Below are 16,293 nucleotides of genomic sequence, written 5' to 3' on the forward strand. Positions count from 1 at the left end.
TCTATACAACAGAAGTTATTCGCTAGATAGATTCGCGTTAAGTCTGTATTTACCATAATTTCAATGTCTTACGATATTGCTAAATCGCCCATCTCAACTTGCTGGGGCCGATTTCGGCGCAACAACCGCTTTGACTGGGCTTGACGAGCGTATTGCCCGTCTCCCGGTAGCGAAAGGGTTTGTCGAACGCTCGCATTTCGCCGACGCCTGTGCCTCGCTGTGGATCGACGGCGAGTTGGTCCACCTCGAGGACCTCGTCCTCCACAACGCCACGCGCGATATTCGCACATCGACGCATGAACTGACAATCGCCCGCGATGTATTGAAAACCCGTCGGCGCATCGCCGCACAGGCACCCGGCTGGGCGCTGTCGCCCGACGGTCTCCGCAGCCTACGAGGCCAGGCTGCGACGGAGGCATCTGGTGGCATCGCGGGCGCGAGCGAGCCGGCGCCGGGTGCCGATGAGTTATTCGGAGGAGGGGAGGTTGAAGAGGTCGAAGATGGTGTAAACACGCTTGACACCGAACTTGCCGCCATTGATGCGCTGCTCGCCCGCTCTAACGCAGCGATCGAGCAGGCAAGGCGGCCCGGTAGCACCGGTTCCGCGGAAAAGAATCCGCTAGTTTACGATCTCGACTGGGACGAGGACGAGCGGCTGGAAGAATGGCGCGGCGTGCTGCGGCAGACGCAAGACCTGCCACCGATGCTGCAGGCGGTGCTCGCCCTTGATGCCTGGAATGAGCTGTGCGTGCTGCAGCATGTGCCCTGGCTTGGTCGGCTTCTGGCAGCGTCGATCCTGCGTGATGCTGGGCTGACGACGGCAGCGCATCTGGCCGCCTTTAATGTCGGGCTCAAAATTATCGCCGTCGATCGCCGCCGCCATCGCGACCGGGAGGCCCGGCTGCTCGCCATGACACAGGGTTTCATGGCGGCCGCTGAGCTCGGTCTGAAGGAGCACGACCGGCTGGCTCTGTCGCGAAAAATGATGGAGCGGCGGCTGGTCGGAAGCGCACATCCTCAAAGTTGCCGGGTTTGATCGAGCTGGCGCTCTCGCGGCCGCTGGTGTCGGCCGGCATGATCGCGAATGAACTCGCCATCACCCCGCGGGCAGCGCTTCGGATCGTAGAAGAGCTGGGGTTGTGGGAGATGACGGGGAGGGGGCGGTTTCGGGCGTGGGGATCATGTAGGCAGATACCGGCGCCCGTGGTAGAAACACCTGACCCAGACTTAAGAGAGCGTCGGAGGTTTCGCAGGTTTTGCGGGCCGTCTTATTGATGTACGCTAGACTTGACTCTCTGTCGCTCCAGGTTGAAACCAGTGTCGTCATGAATTTGGGAGGTAGTATGATGGATTTTGACCTGCCGGACGGACTTTATCCGTTCATAGATCAACGTCTCCCGCTTGCAGACATGGCCATGATCGAAGTGCCGCCGGCCTTGGAGCAGCTGTTGCGAACTCAGGCTAAGGCGAATGGCGTCGATATACATCGAGGTGCTCCCGTCGAGCTTGAATGTACGTCCGCGGATTTTCCAGAGGCTACCTTCCTCGTCTATTGGCCGTACGAAGAAGACCGGCTTCACATGCTGGCCCCGAAACGGTTCGGGGTTGGGCTGGCTTAAACCTCTGCACGCGAGCTGTGGTTTCTGATAGACAGGGACATTAGATTGGGGATCTGATTTGACGGACGAACGCATTTTACAACGCGCTTTCAGGCCACGAGCCCGCCTGCTTCAGCTGCTGGGTGATCAACTTATCGGATCGGCACGGCTGGCGCTCTTCGAACTTGTCAAGAACGCATATGATGCTGATGCGAGCGAGGTGACGATTACCTTCACGAAGCTAGAGACGCCGGACGCTGCCATCTCGATCAGGGATGATGGCCAGGGTATGTCTCTGGATGTCATCGAGAACATCTGGCTTGTTCCGGGCGACGACCATCGCGAGCGAGAGCGTGGGAGTGCTGTCAGATCTCCAAAGTTTCAGCGTCTTCCGCTCGGTGAAAAGGGGGTTGGCCGCTTCGCGGTGCACAAGCTCGGCGACACGATCAGGCTCGTGACCAGAGCCGAAGGACAACCCGAGTGCGTGGCGGAATTCGACTGGGACAGACTGCTCCAGGAAACCTATTTGAACGATGCGGAAATTACCGTCCGCGAGCGTGCGCCGGAAGTATTTTCGTCCGGTACGGGCACGCTGATCGAGGTCACGCGCCTGAGAAGCGAAAACTGGACGCGAGGCACGATCCGCGACCTCTACCGCCAGGTTACATCGATAGCCTCGCCGTTTGGAGACCGAGGTGGCAATTTCGAGGTCAAGCTGGAGGTGCCCGAACATCCGGAGTGGCTTTCAACGCTCCCAGGACTTCGCCAGCTTCTCGCGATGGCCCCGTACCGCTTCGAGTTCGACTTCGACGGTTCGCGGTTGCATTATCGCTACGAGTTTGTCGGCATCCCGGGGGTCAAGCTGGAAGGACGCGTCTCCGAACGGGAAGAAGTTCACTTTCAGGTGCCGCCTGCGGACGAGCCGGACGACCTTGACCCGATCGATGAACCGAGACCAAAGCGCCGGGCCCGCATTACTGCCAATCCTTCGACTCTCGAAGGCATCGGCAAGGTCTCAGGAAAGTTCCACATCTTCGACCGAGACAAGAAGGTCCTGCCGAACTACGGCGACACCCGCTTTCTCGAGCGCTTCCTGAACCAGAACGGCGGTGTGCGCGTCTATCGCGATGGGGTCCGCGTCTACAACTATGGTGAACCCAGTGATGACTGGCTTGGCCTCGATCTGCGCCGCGTTAACGAGCCGACCAAACGCCTCAGCCGCAACATAACGATCGGCGTTGTCGATCTCGGCCTAGCGGAAAGCCCGGGATTGCAGGAAAAGACGAACCGCGAAGGTTTTGTCGAGACTGCTGCATACGAGCGCCTGCGACGCGTCGTTCTTGGCGCGCTCTGGATATTGCAGGTTGAGCGCAACCTCGACAAGGAGCGAATCCGCAAGGTGACCGGGGGTGCGAGCGACGTGCCACAGGGACTGGCGGGCCCGCTGACCGAACTTCGCCGTCTCGCACGCGAGAACAGCGTCGGTGACGTGCTTGAGCCGACCATACGCAGGATCGAGGAGGACTATCAGACCCTGCGCGAAAACTTCGCACGCTCCGGCGTGTCGCATGCGGGTCTGGCGATCATCTTCCACGAGGTCGAGCGTGGTGTCAGGGTTCTGACAGGTTCGATCAATGACCCCAGCATGACGATCGAAAGTCTTCGCGATCAGGCCGGCCAGCTGCAGGGCGTGCTCGAGACCTCCTCGCAGCTTCTTCGAAACACGACGACGAAACCGGGGTCTCTGAGAGACATGGTCCGCACGGCTCGCGATCTGAGTCTACTGCGCTTTCGACTGCATGGCATCAAGCTCGAATGCCCTGCGCTAGAGGATCACGGCCCAGACGCGACCGCAACCTTTGCCTCGGGGCTTGTACTGGGCGCCCTCACCAACCTGATCGACAATGCGGTGCACTGGGTCAAGGTGCGGCATCCCGAGCCAGGCGAACGCCGGATCTACGTGAATGTGATCCCTGACTACGAGGGCGGCCCGGCCATCGTGGTAGCCGACAACGGTACCGGTTTCCTCGATGATCCCGCGACCATGGTCAGCCCGTTCTTTACCCGGCGACCAGGGGGGAGCGGTCTTGGGCTCTATTTTGCGAACTTGGTGATGGATTTGAACGAAGGTAGACTTGTATTTCCGACCATGGATCAGGCGGAGGTACCTGACGGCTATGACGGGGCAGTCGCAGCGCTCGTTTTCGGGAGAGCCTGATTGTTTACGCCTGCACGCTATATCGTTCTGGACGATGAACTCTCTGAACTCGCAACTCTTGTTGATGCCCTTCATGTTCTGGGTGCGCCCTGCATCGGAATTCGTTTCGATCCGCTTGATCTTCCGAAGCCGGCGCATTTCAAGGGGCTGCGCGTCCTTTTCAGTGATCTGCATCTTGTGAAGGCTCAGCCAGCCGGAGTGCAGCATTACAACACTCTTGCAGGGCTTCTTGATCGTTGTGTCCCAGAAAGCCATGGCCCTTACCTGCTTGTCCTGTGGACATCGCATGAGCACGAGAGGGCGGCGCTCGCAGCGCGTCTCGAAGAAATACTGCCCGCGTCCAAGAAACCTATCGCTGTGCTTGCACTCGACAAGGTTCAGTTTCGACACGGAGCAGTATGGGATGCGGCGGGTTTGCAGGAAGCAATCGAGGCGCGCGTCGGTTCCATGCCTCAGCTCCAGGCGCTTCTAAATTGGGAACGCGATGTTCTCGCGGCAGCGAATGAGACCCTGGCGGTCATCGGCGGCCTGGTGCCCGCCGAACAGCGAACCGTTGCGCAATATGCCGGCGCGCTGGATGGAGTCCTCAGTCATATTGCCGTCGCCTCGGCGGGCAATGCCAATGCCCGGAATGACAGGAAAGGCGCGGTAACCGCTGCCCTCGCACCGCTGCTTTCAGATCGAATAGCGAACCGCCCCCAGGATGCAGATGCAAACGCCCTGTGGGAGCAGGCGGTGACCTTCCCTCAGGGACCGGAACTTCAGGCTGCCCAGAAGGCGCGAATGAACAGAATGCTCCATCTCGCCGTGTCACCGGCGGAGCCCGTCAACCGGCACGACTGGGGTGCGATCGTTCCTCTCGGGAACGATCAGCTGAGCGACGCCGCCATGAATGCAAGGTTCGGCGTCGCGGCAGACCATCTCCGTGATCGGGAATTCAAGCTGAGAGCTGAACGTCGGACGGAGGGACAACTGGTTGTTGTGCGCGCCGGTGCTGCCTGCGACCAGGCCCAGAGTCAGAGCGGACCCATTCCATTGCTTCTTGGTCTTCTGGTCCCGAGCACGGCGCTTTCCCAGAACAAGCGGTCGCCGGCGATCCACGTCTGCGACGAGAAGTTCGAGCTCGACGGCTATCAGGAGCCGGTCAGTCTTCTGATCCATGCGCGTTTCAGCACGACGACCGTGGCACAGGAGCTTCAGAACTGGCCGATAGCCACGCTTCGGCTGCGCGAACAGCTGCTGACGACGATCCTTGTTCACGTTGCTTCGCATGCGATGCGACCGGGGACACTTCGCTTCTAGCGATCAGGGCTTCTTGTCGACGTCCGGTTCGGCAAGCAGGCGGGCGCAGCATGGGCCGACCAGGGTCCAGATCGCGTCTGTGACTTCGCCAAGCGCCAAGTCAGTGACCTGGATCGACCGGGCATAGTTTCGCCACTGAGCCTGCTTGCCGATATCCTCAAAGAACATACTGGACAGACCCGGTGGTCGTGCCGACGGGATTGGCGTTCGTCTGCGCTCGAACGTCGCACTGATCGCTGCATCGAGCTCCAGATCCGGGATGCTCGCGACCTGAGGGATGGCCCAGAGGTCGAAATAGTCCTTCATCCGGCCGTTGATGACGCCGAGCTGCACCATTGCCTGGAATTTCTCGGCAATGACGACTGCGGGAGGATAGCTGCGGATGCGTGGAGATTCCATGCCGAGCAGGGACGGGTAGGTGGTCATCTCGGTTCCCGTCAGAGCATCGCCGAAGCCGATGTCAATCGTGACAGGTATTCGCGTGCGCTCCAGCAGGGCCATCGTGCGAAGTCGCACTCCGTTGTACTCCATCTCCTCCCGGATGACCTCCGCCTGCAGCCCGTCGATATCGAAGACGAGCCCGTCATCGGATTGAGCTGCCATTATGTCTGCGAAGATCGATTTCAGCGTGTCTCCGTCGGCCTGACCGTATCCAAGGAAATCGACGTCGCGGGTCTCGCGATTGTCTCCATCCAGCCAGAGAGTGACAAGCATGCCACCCTTGAGGATGAAACGATCGGCCTTGTCGGACACCGATAGCCGAAAGAGCAGTCGCTCGAGGGCATATCGGACCATGACAATTTCAAAGACCCGTCCCTCACGACGGGCAAGGTTGCTGAGCTTCTGCTTGATGGAAGCCGCCCTGTTTCTGATTTCCCTAGCCATTCGAGGTCAGCGCCTCCAGATACGGTTTCATCTTCCTCCAGGCGCCGTTCGCCATGGCGGTCTCGGTTATGGCCGCGGGGCTCGCCTTTCTCTGTTGGAGCGCTGCACGCAGCGCTTCTATAGAAACCGATCGATCAACGAGCCTGCTCCGGAAGGCATCGGCAAGCGACTTCGGGACTGAGAAGACTGGTACTGCGATTCCGGAGATCTGATGATGCTCCACGCCCTGCTTCATGTAAGCGTCCTGGAATTCCGTAATCCTTATAGGCGGATACGTGGGCGCAACCGCCCAGTCCTTCTGGCTTACCGCCATCCACACCTCGCGGGGAATCTGATCTGTCAAACCGTGAAAGGCCAGCGCTGAAGTCAGAGCAACGACGCCCTGTGGGACCAGTTTTGCTGCTTCAGCCAGAGCCTGTAGCGTATCCGTATCGGCATCCGGACGCTGGTACAGCCCGCGCGATAGTCGGACAAGCTCTCCGGCTTCTACGGCTCGGGCGATTGTCATCGCGAATATGCCAGCCTTTCGCAGCTCATAGAACCTTACAATCGGGTGTTCGGCGATATAATCGCGCAGTCTTTCCTGCTGTGTTAATGCGGCCACTTGTTACCTATCCTGGGTGCAGTTCGAATCTGGACCCAGGATAGGTAACACATTATTTGTTACTTATCCTGGGTGTAATTGCATTTTTCACCCAGGATAGGTAACATTTCTGTCCACTGTGGACTCTCTGTCTCGCGTCGCTGCCGCACCAGAGCACTCTCGAAATTTTCCGCTCCGTCCCTGATCCAGCAGGTGACCTCTTCCAGCGTCAGCGCGAGCCATGGGGAGCGCAGGCCGCATTCCCAGACAGTACCCACCCGCCAGCCGGATGCGTTCAGGGCAATACGAACCTCGAGGTCGCGAGCTATGTTGCGAGCGAACTTTGCGGCCCAGAACTCGGGGTTCGATGCCGGCGTGGTGCACCAGTGACAGCCCTCGTGCCGATGCCAGAAGCACCCGTGGACAAACACGGCTGCCCTTCTCGATTTGAACAGAAGGTCAGGCCGACCAGTTACATCCGGATCGTGGAGACGAAATCTAAGACCAGCGGCGTGAAGATGACGTCTAAGTGTCAGCTCCGGCTTCGTACTCTTGCCGCGGATACCAGCCATCATCTGCGACCGTTTTTCTGGACTCACTACGTCGATCATGACGTTTTGCCTATCATTTCCACACGAAGATGATATTCATTGCAGATATTGTCTACAACTCCGAAGTGCGTGATTCTTGCCGTCATATTCAGTCGTCGACATCTTTGCTGGGCCAGGGGGGCTGGCGGAAGGCTTTTCGAGCGTTCCCGGCATCGGGAATGAGCGCGCCTTTGACGTTGCTCTTTCCATCGAGAAGGAAAGGGCTGCACATTCCACCCTGCGTCTAAGAAGTTTCCTGCGTCAGTTCAATGGCGCGCTCCCTGCGCAGTACTATAACTTCCTGATGCGCGGCGGTGATGAACCGGATTGGGCGACCGAATATCCGCGGGAATGGACTAGGGCCGTGGATGAAGCATGGCAGTTGGAGCTGGGCAAGGAAGATCCCGAGCAGCGGCTCAATGGGCGCATCGACGAGATCCGCAAGCAAAGCGGTGGCAATTCCATCCTGATCGGCGGTCCTCCGTGCCAGGCCTATTCACTCGTGGGCCGAGCTCGCAATCAGGGGAAGAAGGATTACATCGCCAGCGATGATGAGAAACACTTCCTCTACAAGGAATACATCCGCATTCTCGATCGACTGCAGCCGGCTGCCTTCGTCATGGAGAACGTCAAGGGCATGCTGTCGTCATCCGTGGATGGCGAGAACCGGATCTTCGATCAGGTCCTTCGCGACCTTCGCGGAGAAAGGCCGCGGGCTAACGAATACAGGCTCGTTGCGCTTGATCCGAGATCGCGCCGCCAGCTGGATCTGTCGGCCTTCGAACCACGCGCTGCCGATTTCATCGTGCGTGCGGAGGATTTCGGCGTTCCGCAGGCCCGTCACAGGGTCATTGTTGTGGGACTGCGCGCCGATGTCGCAGAAGGTCTGCCGACAGCGGCCTTGGCTGACCTCATGGTGCGCCACACTCTGAAGACGACTGTTGAGCATGTCCTCGACGGCATGCCGAAGCTCAGGAGCGGGCTGAGCCGTGGCATCGATGGCGACGGCGAATGGCGTGTCGTGGTTGAAGATGCCATGGCCCTCGTGGCAGATCTCGACATCCGTCAATGCGACGACCTGCAGCTGTCCTTCACTGACCGGGCACGAGAATGTCTCGCCGCCTTAAGGGGGATGAACCGGCTTCCGGGTCGTGAAGCCTGGGGAAACGGGATTTCCGCCGAATGCCCCGCCGAACTGCGGCGCTGGCTTGTTGATGAAAAACTGTCCAACCTTCCAAACCATGCAACGCGAAGCCACATGCCAAGCGACCTTGCACGCTATTTCTTCGCGGCGGTTTTTGCTCAGGTGGTAGGTCGATCACCCAAGGCGACCGATTTCCCCGAGGAGCTATCTCCGAACCATCAGAACTGGAATACCGGCAAGTTCGCCGATCGCTTCCGTGTCCAGCTTGCCGGTGGACCGTCGACAACGGTGACAAGTCACATCTCCAAGGATGGGCACTATTTTATCCATCCGGATCCGCTTCAGTGCCGCAGCCTTTCGGTACGAGAAGCCGCCAGACTTCAGACCTTTCCCGACAACTACTTCTTCAAAGGAAACCGGACGGAGCAGTACATCCAGGTCGGCAACGCGGTTCCGCCCCTTCTCGCCCGCTGGATCGGCGAGGCGCTGTTTTCCATTCTCACAGCACATACCGACGCTGCAGAGGAACCAGTCGAAAGGGCCAGACTGTCGAATGTCGCCTGATCACGACATTGCCAGTCCGGGAGCAGGGGAACTCTTCGAGTCCCTGCGAGCCCCGCTTCCAGGCGGGGACCGAGCCGGCCATCACCATATGATACGATCGGGGCAGGCGGCGTCGTGAAAAAAAAGGCGAGGACCTTTCCGGCTGCACCAATTGCTGCGACCCTCATCGAGAGCTTGCGGGACATTGGCTACTCGCTCGAAACAGCCCTCGCAGACATCATCGACAATTCGCTCGCAAGCGGCGCCAACCTGATTGATATTCTTGCGGACACCGCGGGCGATGATCCGAAGATTGCCATTCTGGACAATGGGAGCGGCATGTCCCCGGACGAGCTGATGGCAGCGATGCGGCCCGGAAGCAGAAATCCCCTGGAGGAGCGTACAGGCACGGATCTCGGAAGATTCGGTCTGGGACTGAAGACTGCATCGTTTTCACAATGCAGGCGTCTGACGGTGATCACTGCCAAGGACGGCGTGCGATCTGCAGCGATCTGGGACCTCGACTTCGTGGCGGAGCAGAATGAATGGCTCCTGCAGCTACCTGACCAGAGCGAGGCCCAGCCATGGAGTGATCAGCTTGGAAGCCAAGGAACCCTCGTGATCTGGGAAGCCTTGGACCGGCTTGCCCCGAAAGGCGATCTCGTCCGTGCACTCGAACTGGCACGCGAACACCTCGAGCTGGTGTTCCATCGATACATTTCGGGAGAGCGCGGCCTTTCCCGTGTGCAGATGCGGCTCAACAATCGCGAACTCAGGGCCTTTGATCCGTTCGATCAGAGCAATACGGCGACAATAGTCGGCCCGACAGAGGAATTCCGTTCCGGCAGGCACATTGTCACCATCCAGAGCTTCACGCTTCCCCACCACAAGAAGCTTGCTGCGACGGACTGGGAACGCAATGCAGGTCGCGCCGGCTACCTCAAGAACCAAGGCTTCTACGTCTACCGGGCACGTCGCCTCATCATTCACGGAACATGGTTCGGGCTCGCGCGGCAGACGGAGCTGACCAAGCTGGCTCGTGTGAAGATCGATATTCCCACGGGCCTCGATGCCGAGTGGAAGATCGACGTCAAGAAGGCATCGGCCCAGCCTCCGTTCAATGTTCGCGAGAGACTTCGTCGCATCATTGAAACGATCGGTGCGACTTCGAAGCGAATATACACCGCCCGCGGCAGGAAGCTGGTTTCCGATGCCCGCCTTCCGGTATGGAACCGGCACCAGGACAAGAATGAGATTTCCTATCGGCTGAATCCAGAGCATCCGCTGATCTCGGGTTTCGTCGGCACTCTCAGCGAGGAGCAGAAGGCAGCGTTCGATCGCCTGACAGTCCTCATCGAAGCAACGATCCCGATGGAGAGCCTCTACGCAGACATGGGCAGCGAGCCCGAGAACGTGCGAAACGTCGGAATCCCGGATGACACCCTGCGCAGGATCATCGACTTCACAGCAGAGAATCTGATCAGTTCAGGCACCTCCGCCGAAGAGGTGAGGCTGATGATGCAGGTGACCGAGCCGTTCCGATCGCACTGGGCTGCAACGGAAGACATTCTGAACGAGAGATTTGGGGGCAGGGGAGATGACTGAGAACTACGAAAATCTGCGGATGGCCGTCGAGCCGTTCATCGCGAGGGCGGCGATGCCAACTCCGGAAACGATAAGATCGTGGATCACCCAGTTCAGGCTGGTACCTGACTGCCAGGTCGATGACGCAGACGCCGAAAGGCTCGCTCGCGAGCTCGAAGCCCAGCACGGCGTATCGATGAAGATTGGTTCGGTGCTTGTCGACAAGGAATGGACGCCGTGGCTCGAGAGCGAAAAGCCGACGATGGACCGTTACTACTGGATGAGATATCGGCGGCTCCTCGTCGAAAAAAGATTTTCAGGGCAGGTTCTGGCGACACTTGATGCGGTGACCGATCGTATCCTCGGCCTGATGGAAAATCCCCGGAAGGAAGGTGAATGGGACCGCCGGGGAATGGTCGTGGGCCATGTCCAATCGGGAAAGACCGCCAATTACACGGGTCTCATCTGCAAGGCCGCCGACGCAGGTTACAAGCTCATCATCGTCATAGCCGGGATACACAACAACCTGCGCAACCAGACGCAGCTGCGAATTGACGAGGGCTTCGTCGGCAGGGACAGCGCCCGTCTCGGCTCAACCAAGGGTGACCGCATCATTGGCGTCGGGCGCTATGACAGCTCACGCCATCCGTGGACATTCACCACCTCCGTCCGCGATTTCAATTCGATCGGCGCCGGCCAGGGTGGCGGCAATCTCGACTCCCTCTCCGTACCAGCGGTCTTCGTAATAAAGAAGAACAGCAGTACGCTTGGCATTCTCCTCGAGTGGCTGGGAAACTACAATCGCAAGCGTGGCGCCAGGACAATCTCGGCTCCGATGCTCGTCATCGATGACGAAGCCGATAATGCGTCCATCAACATCAAGCACGGAAAAGGTGCAGTCTCCAACATCAACGGGCAGATCCGGTCGCTTCTAAAGCTTTTCGACCGCAGCTGCTATATCGGCTATACCGCAACACCGTTCGCCAACATCTTCATCGATCCCGATTCCTTCGACGAGATGAGGGGCGAGGACCTGTTCCCGAAGAACTTCATCGTCAGTCTTGATCCACCGTCCAATTATTTCGGTGCAAACAGGGTGTTCCTCGACGAACCACAGCAGATCATTCGCCACATCGAGGATCACGACGAAATCCTTCCTCTCAAGCATCCCAGGGATACGGTGATCACCGTGCTGCCCGACAGCCTGCTCAAGGCTATCCGAACCTTCATCGTCGCGCGAGCGATTCGCCTCGTTCGGGGTCAGCAATCGGCGCACAACTCAATGCTCGTGAATGCATCGCGGTTCACGGACGTTCAGCAGCAGCTTCGCAACGAGATCCATGACACTCTTGAAGCCATCAAGGCGAGTATCAGCGTCAACGGAGCTCAATCCGAGCGGAACGCCTTGAGAGACCCGGAAATCCGTGCGCTTCACGCGGTCTGGCAGGAGGAGTATTCACTCACGTCGGGGACCGAGTGGAGCGAAGTGCAGATGGCTCTTCATTCGTCTGCTGCGCCGATCAGCGTCGTCGAGGTGAACAGCCGTTCCGCCGGCAACCTCGCCTATGCCGATCATGAGGGCTCCGGCCTGAACGTCATTGCCGTCGGCGGGTTTTCCCTTTCGCGCGGGCTCACCCTCGAGGGCCTCACGGTCAGCTATTTTCTTCGCAATTCCATGATGTACGACACGCTCATGCAGATGGGCCGGTGGTTCGGCTATAGACCGGGCTACGATGATCTTTGCCGGGTCTGGATGCCGGAAGAGGCAGAGGGTTGGTATGCCCATGTAGCTGAGTCGATCGACGAGCTCAGGGACGAACTGAGGCGGATGGAGGCCGCGAATGCCACCCCCGAGCAGTTCGGTCTCAAGGTGAGAAGCCACCCGGACACGCTGCTTGTCACGGCAAAGAACAAGATGGGCTCGGGGGAACGGCTGGTTGTCTCTGTCGGTCTTGCCAACAGTTTCGTCGAAACCGCAATTCTCCATCGAACCAACGACAAGCTGAAGCGCAACCTTGATGCTGCGAAGAATCTCGCGGCCGGCCTGCAGGAAGGGGGGCATCCGTTGTCGGGAGCCGCGACCGTCACCGGGGGAAGGCTGCTGACCGGAGCGCCCGTTGCCCCGGTTCTGCAGTTTCTGAAGGAATTCCAGAACCACGAGGGTGCCTTGCTGACGGACGGAGATCCTCTCCGGCGGTATATCCTTGCTCGCGCTGACGACGAGCTCGAGCGCTGGGATATTCTCTTTGCCGGGGTTGAGCGGGGTACCGACGACACGGTTGATGAAAATCTCGGAATATCGCTGAACCGGCAGCGCCGAACCGCCGGGAAGCAGAGCAACCAGAAGACGCTGCATATAACGAACAAGCAGCGTGTTGCCTCCCGCGGCGTCGAAGCGACAGGTCTTGACGTCGACGAGATCGCATCGGCGCGCGATGATCATCTTGCCAAGCTCAAGCGGGACGGAAAGCTGCCGGCTGCGGGCGAGCGCGTAAACTTCCCGGACAAGATCTACCGAGCTGTTCGGCGGCGCCCCCTGCTGATCGTACACCTCCTGCGAGTTGATCCGGAAACTGCCAAGGTGGCCGACGATCCGCAGCCCGTGGTTGCCTACAGCATCAGCTTCCCGAGAACGGCAAAGGAGGAGGACACCGTGGAGTACATCGTGAACACCACTTGGATCAGGGAGCACTTCCGTGACGAGGGCGACGAGGAGGAGATGGCGGGTGACGATCAGTGATCCATGGAAAGATCTGAGCACCCCCGTTGGAACGGAAACAGCCAGTGCCCGGCGCGTCGATGCCAGTGGTCGATGGGACTTCTTCTGGGCCAAGGATTTGGCGGGGAGGTATATGCTTCTCCTGGAGCATCAACGCGCTCTTGAAACTGTCGTGTCGCTCCCGCGGCTACACGGGATCGAGGTAGCAACCCAGTCGCGCGAAGACGGGAACGGGGGGCGTCTTCTCATCCGCCTGCTCGACGCTTCCCTGAGGGACATCTTCCTCGAGCTGTGCAACAGTATCCTCGCATCCACGTCCCAGGCGATCAGCGAGACCGACGCCCTTGGTCGAGCGGTGGCCAGAACATGGCGCTGGCATCACCTGCTTCGTGGAGGTTCATCCATACTTCTGTCCCCGGAGGAACAGAAGGGTCTCATCGGTGAACTGATAACTCTGGACAGGCATTTTCTTCCCGTCATGAGCGCGAGCGATGCGCTGCTCGCCTGGATCGGCCCCAAGGATGCACCAAAGGATTTCGAGATCGGCCTGACAGCGGTCGAGGTCAAGACGCGACGCGCCGGTGCCATCTCTGCCGTCGTCATCTCCTCGGAGCATCAGCTGGATGATGCCGGCCTCGAACAGCTGTTTCTCCATGTCGTGCATCTTTCCGAAGCGCAGTCTGGCCATCCGGGGGCGAGAAGCCTTAACGACTACGCCAACGGTATCCGCACCAGGATCGAGAATCTTGATCAGGGCGCCCTGCTTCTGCTCGACGAACGGCTGCAGGCTGCAGGATTTCGATGGGAAGACGACTATTCGACGTCGCTATGGGTCGAGGGTCAGTTCGAAATCTTTCAGGTGCGCGATGGCTTTCCGCGACTGACGGCGAGTTCCTGCGTCCCGGGGGTTGCGCGCGTGAAATACACGGTAGCGTTGTCGGAGTGTCAGGAATATGCTCTGGCGGAAGAGTCGATAAGATCATGTCTCAGCGGGGGGTGAGGGTGTCCGAGGAGCTGGCAGAGTTCAACCACGAGTTTTTCCAGGAAGTGCTGGCATCTGCCGATGCCGAGGGCCAGTTTACGGAAGATGCGTTCTTCGATCTCTTCTGCAAGCAACTGATCGATGCGGGTGAACTCGACACTGCAGATCGCGCTCTCTATCAGTCGGCGCGCGGCATGCGTGTTGATGGCTATGCAGGCGATCCGAACTCGAATGAAGGTGAGCTCACGCTCATCATCGTGGACTTTTCGCAGGCTTCGGAGATCAGGTCGCTTTCCCGTGCGGAGATGGACGCCGCGTTCAAGAGGCTTACGAACTTCATCTTGAAGGCGCTCGACCCGACGTTCAGGCAGGGCCTGGAAGAGACTTCACCTGGCTTCGGTGTCGCGGACATGATTGCGAAGCGCTGGCACACCATTGACAAGATCAAGCTCGTCCTCATTACCAATCGGCAGCTGAGCAGCAGGGTGGAAGGGAGGGAATCGGACGAGCTTCGGGACATTCCCGTCGCATACTCGGTATGGGACATCGCACGACTGCACCGTTTCGTTTCTTCCGGACATGGGCGAGAGGAGATCGAGATCGATCTCGCCGAAGACTTCGGGGGCTCAATCCCAGCACTCCCGGCGCACCTTTCGGAGGCGGGCTACGAGGCCTACCTTGTCGTCATCCCAGGAACCACACTCGCTGCCATCTACGAGCGATGGGGTGCCCAGCTGTTGGAGCAGAATGTTCGCGTATTTCTTCAAGCCAGAGGCAGCGTCAACAAGGGAATCCGGACAACCATAGAACGCGATCCGGAAATGTTCTTTGCGTTCAACAATGGGATAACGGCCACCGCCGAGAGCGTGAAGCTTACGCAGGACGCCGGGACCCTGTCAATCGCCTCGATCAGCAACCTTCAGATCGTCAACGGGGGACAGACCACCGCATCGATCCATGCTGCAAGCAGAAAGAAGGAGCCGGGTCTCGACAAGGTCTTCGTTCAGATGAAGCTGTCGATTGTCGAGCAGTCGATGGCATCCGACGTGGTCCCGAAGATTTCGGAGTTCGCCAACAGCCAGAACAAGGTGAATGCGGCCGACTTCTTCGCAAATCATGCCTTCCATGTCCGGTTTCAAGAATTTTCGAGGCGAATCTTCGCGCCGTCACCGGACGGGACATTCAGAGAATCGAAATGGTTCTACGAACGGGCCCGGGGCCAGTACCAGGACGCGAAGAACCTGCTGAAGACGGCGCAGAAACGAAAGTTCGATGTCGAGTTTCCGAAGAGCCAGATGATCGACAAGACGGATCTCGCAAAGTTCCTCAATCCTTGGCGCGGGTTTCCGGAGATCGTCAGCAGGGGCTCGCAGAAGAACTTCGTGCATTTCGCAGACAGCATCGGCAAGGAGTGGGAAAAGAGTTCGGACGCGTTCAACGAGGACTTTTTCCGCCAGTCGATAGCAAAGGCAATCGTATTCCGCGAGGCAGAGCGACTTGTCACCAGGCAATCCTGGTACCAGGGCGGTGGCATAAGGTCCCGCGTGGTGCCCTATGCCATCGCAAAACTACAGTTCGATGCTGCCAGGATCGATGGTGTCGTTGACCTTGACAAAGTCTGGCGACGGCAGGGATTGACAGATGTTCTCGAGCGCACCCTCTGCTGCGCGCTGGAAGCTGTGCATGCGGTGATCACCGGAGGACCGGGAGAAATCGCCAATCCGCTTGAGTGGGCCAAGCAGCAGGCGTGCTGGGCGAGGGTCAAGGCCCTGCAGGTATCCTGGCCGGAAGACTGGGAGGATACGCTCGTCGGGCGGGACGAACATCGTGCGAACAGAAGGAGCGCAGTGCGCGACCAGCGAATGCTGAACGGCATCGAGGCGCAGACCGAGGTCCTCAGGCGTGGCGGCGGGTTCTGGTCCGAGGTCAAGGGGTGGGGTACCCGCCGGAGAGCCTTGTCACCCGACGAAGCATCGATCCTCGCAGTCGCCGCGGGCATTCCGAGACGGCTACCGACAGAGCGGCAGTGCGCCCGGCTATTGCAGATACTCCAGCGCCTCGAGGCCGACGGATTTCAGGCCTCTGCGCTTGCATGAGGTGACGAAACGGACGCAGGCTTTCGAAGGTATCCATGGTGACACCCTG

11 protein-coding genes and 1 pseudogene are annotated in these 16,293 nt (G+C 59.1%); 9 read left to right on the forward strand and 3 right to left on the reverse strand.

Features of this window, described 5'->3' with window-relative positions:
• Positions 1–63 precede the first annotated feature (63 nt).
• The 4 genes and pseudogenes from ACYJL1_RS17235 to ACYJL1_RS17250 form a co-directional block, all read left to right on the forward strand.
• Positions 64–1,179, forward strand: a pseudogene (locus ACYJL1_RS17235) (RHE_PE00001 family protein); the annotation flags it as partial.
• Between the two features lie 164 nt (positions 1,180–1,343).
• Positions 1,344–1,619 (forward strand): hypothetical protein, encoded by a 276-nt coding sequence (locus ACYJL1_RS17240; RefSeq protein WP_460898167.1) that lies wholly within the window; start codon positions 1,344–1,346, stop codon positions 1,617–1,619.
• Between the two features lie 58 nt (positions 1,620–1,677).
• On the forward strand, positions 1,678–3,816 hold the full coding sequence (locus tag ACYJL1_RS17245) for an ATP-binding protein (RefSeq protein ID WP_460898168.1): 2,139 nt from the start codon (positions 1,678–1,680) through the stop codon (positions 3,814–3,816).
• Entirely contained in the window at positions 3,817–5,118 is a 1,302-nt protein-coding gene (locus ACYJL1_RS17250) for a hypothetical protein (RefSeq protein WP_008126512.1), read from the forward strand.
• A 3-nt stretch (positions 5,119–5,121) separates the two neighbouring features.
• Here the strand turns inward: ACYJL1_RS17250 and ACYJL1_RS17255 are convergent, their stop codons facing one another.
• The 3 genes from ACYJL1_RS17255 to ACYJL1_RS17265 are packed head-to-tail and all read right to left on the reverse strand — an operon-like array spanning position 5,122 to position 7,197.
• Positions 5,122–6,003, reverse strand: a complete 882-nt coding sequence (locus ACYJL1_RS17255) for a nucleotidyl transferase AbiEii/AbiGii toxin family protein (RefSeq protein ID WP_460898169.1) — start codon at positions 6,001–6,003, stop codon at positions 5,122–5,124.
• Entirely contained in the window at positions 5,996–6,607 is a 612-nt protein-coding gene (locus ACYJL1_RS17260) for a type IV toxin-antitoxin system AbiEi family antitoxin domain-containing protein (protein WP_008126514.1), read from the reverse strand. The genes ACYJL1_RS17255 and ACYJL1_RS17260 overlap by 8 nt, the downstream gene beginning before the upstream one ends.
• A 59-nt stretch (positions 6,608–6,666) precedes the next feature.
• Positions 6,667–7,197, reverse strand: a complete 531-nt coding sequence (locus tag ACYJL1_RS17265) for a very short patch repair endonuclease (protein ID WP_460898170.1) — start codon at positions 7,195–7,197, stop codon at positions 6,667–6,669.
• Positions 7,198–7,273: 76 nt separating this feature from the next.
• On the opposite strand from ACYJL1_RS17265, the gene ACYJL1_RS17270 reads away from it, so the two are divergent.
• The 5 genes from ACYJL1_RS17270 to ACYJL1_RS17290 all read left to right on the forward strand — a co-directional run bounded on the left by ACYJL1_RS17270 (position 7,274) and on the right by ACYJL1_RS17290 (position 16,244).
• A complete protein-coding gene (locus tag ACYJL1_RS17270) occupies positions 7,274–8,884 on the forward strand; it encodes a DNA cytosine methyltransferase (RefSeq protein ID WP_008126518.1) in 1,611 nt (536 codons plus the stop codon).
• A gap of 114 nt (positions 8,885–8,998) precedes the next feature.
• Positions 8,999–10,468 (forward strand): ATP-binding protein, encoded by a 1,470-nt coding sequence (locus ACYJL1_RS17275; protein WP_460898171.1) that lies wholly within the window; start codon positions 8,999–9,001, stop codon positions 10,466–10,468.
• On the forward strand, positions 10,461–13,187 hold the full coding sequence (locus ACYJL1_RS17280) for a Z1 domain-containing protein (RefSeq protein WP_460898172.1): 2,727 nt from the start codon (positions 10,461–10,463) through the stop codon (positions 13,185–13,187). The genes ACYJL1_RS17275 and ACYJL1_RS17280 overlap by 8 nt, the downstream gene beginning before the upstream one ends.
• Positions 13,174–14,166, forward strand: coding sequence for a PD-(D/E)XK motif protein (locus tag ACYJL1_RS17285; RefSeq protein WP_460898173.1), 993 nt, complete (start codon positions 13,174–13,176; stop codon positions 14,164–14,166). Before ACYJL1_RS17280 ends, ACYJL1_RS17285 begins: the two co-directional genes overlap by 14 nt.
• A 2-nt stretch (positions 14,167–14,168) precedes the next feature.
• Positions 14,169–16,244 carry an AIPR family protein gene (locus tag ACYJL1_RS17290; protein ID WP_460898174.1) on the forward strand — a complete coding sequence of 692 codons (2,076 nt, stop codon included), beginning with the start codon at positions 14,169–14,171 and terminating at the stop codon, positions 16,242–16,244.
• Positions 16,245–16,293 lie beyond the last annotated feature (49 nt).

This window comes from Phyllobacterium sp. K27, assembly GCF_054796155.1.

Bases quoted from the DNA above. Each gene is read 5' to 3' on its own strand.
- ACYJL1_RS17265 (WP_460898170.1), bottom strand. From the start codon at position 7,197: ATGATCGACGTAGTGAGTCCAGAAAAACGGTCGCAGATGATGGCTGGT.
- ACYJL1_RS17240 (WP_460898167.1), top strand. From the start codon at position 1,344: ATGATGGATTTTGACCTGCCGGACGGACTTTATCCGTTCATAGATCAA.
- ACYJL1_RS17280 (WP_460898172.1), top strand. From the start codon at position 10,461: ATGACTGAGAACTACGAAAATCTGCGGATGGCCGTCGAGCCGTTCATC.
- ACYJL1_RS17255 (WP_460898169.1), bottom strand. From the start codon at position 6,003: ATGGCTAGGGAAATCAGAAACAGGGCGGCTTCCATCAAGCAGAAGCTC.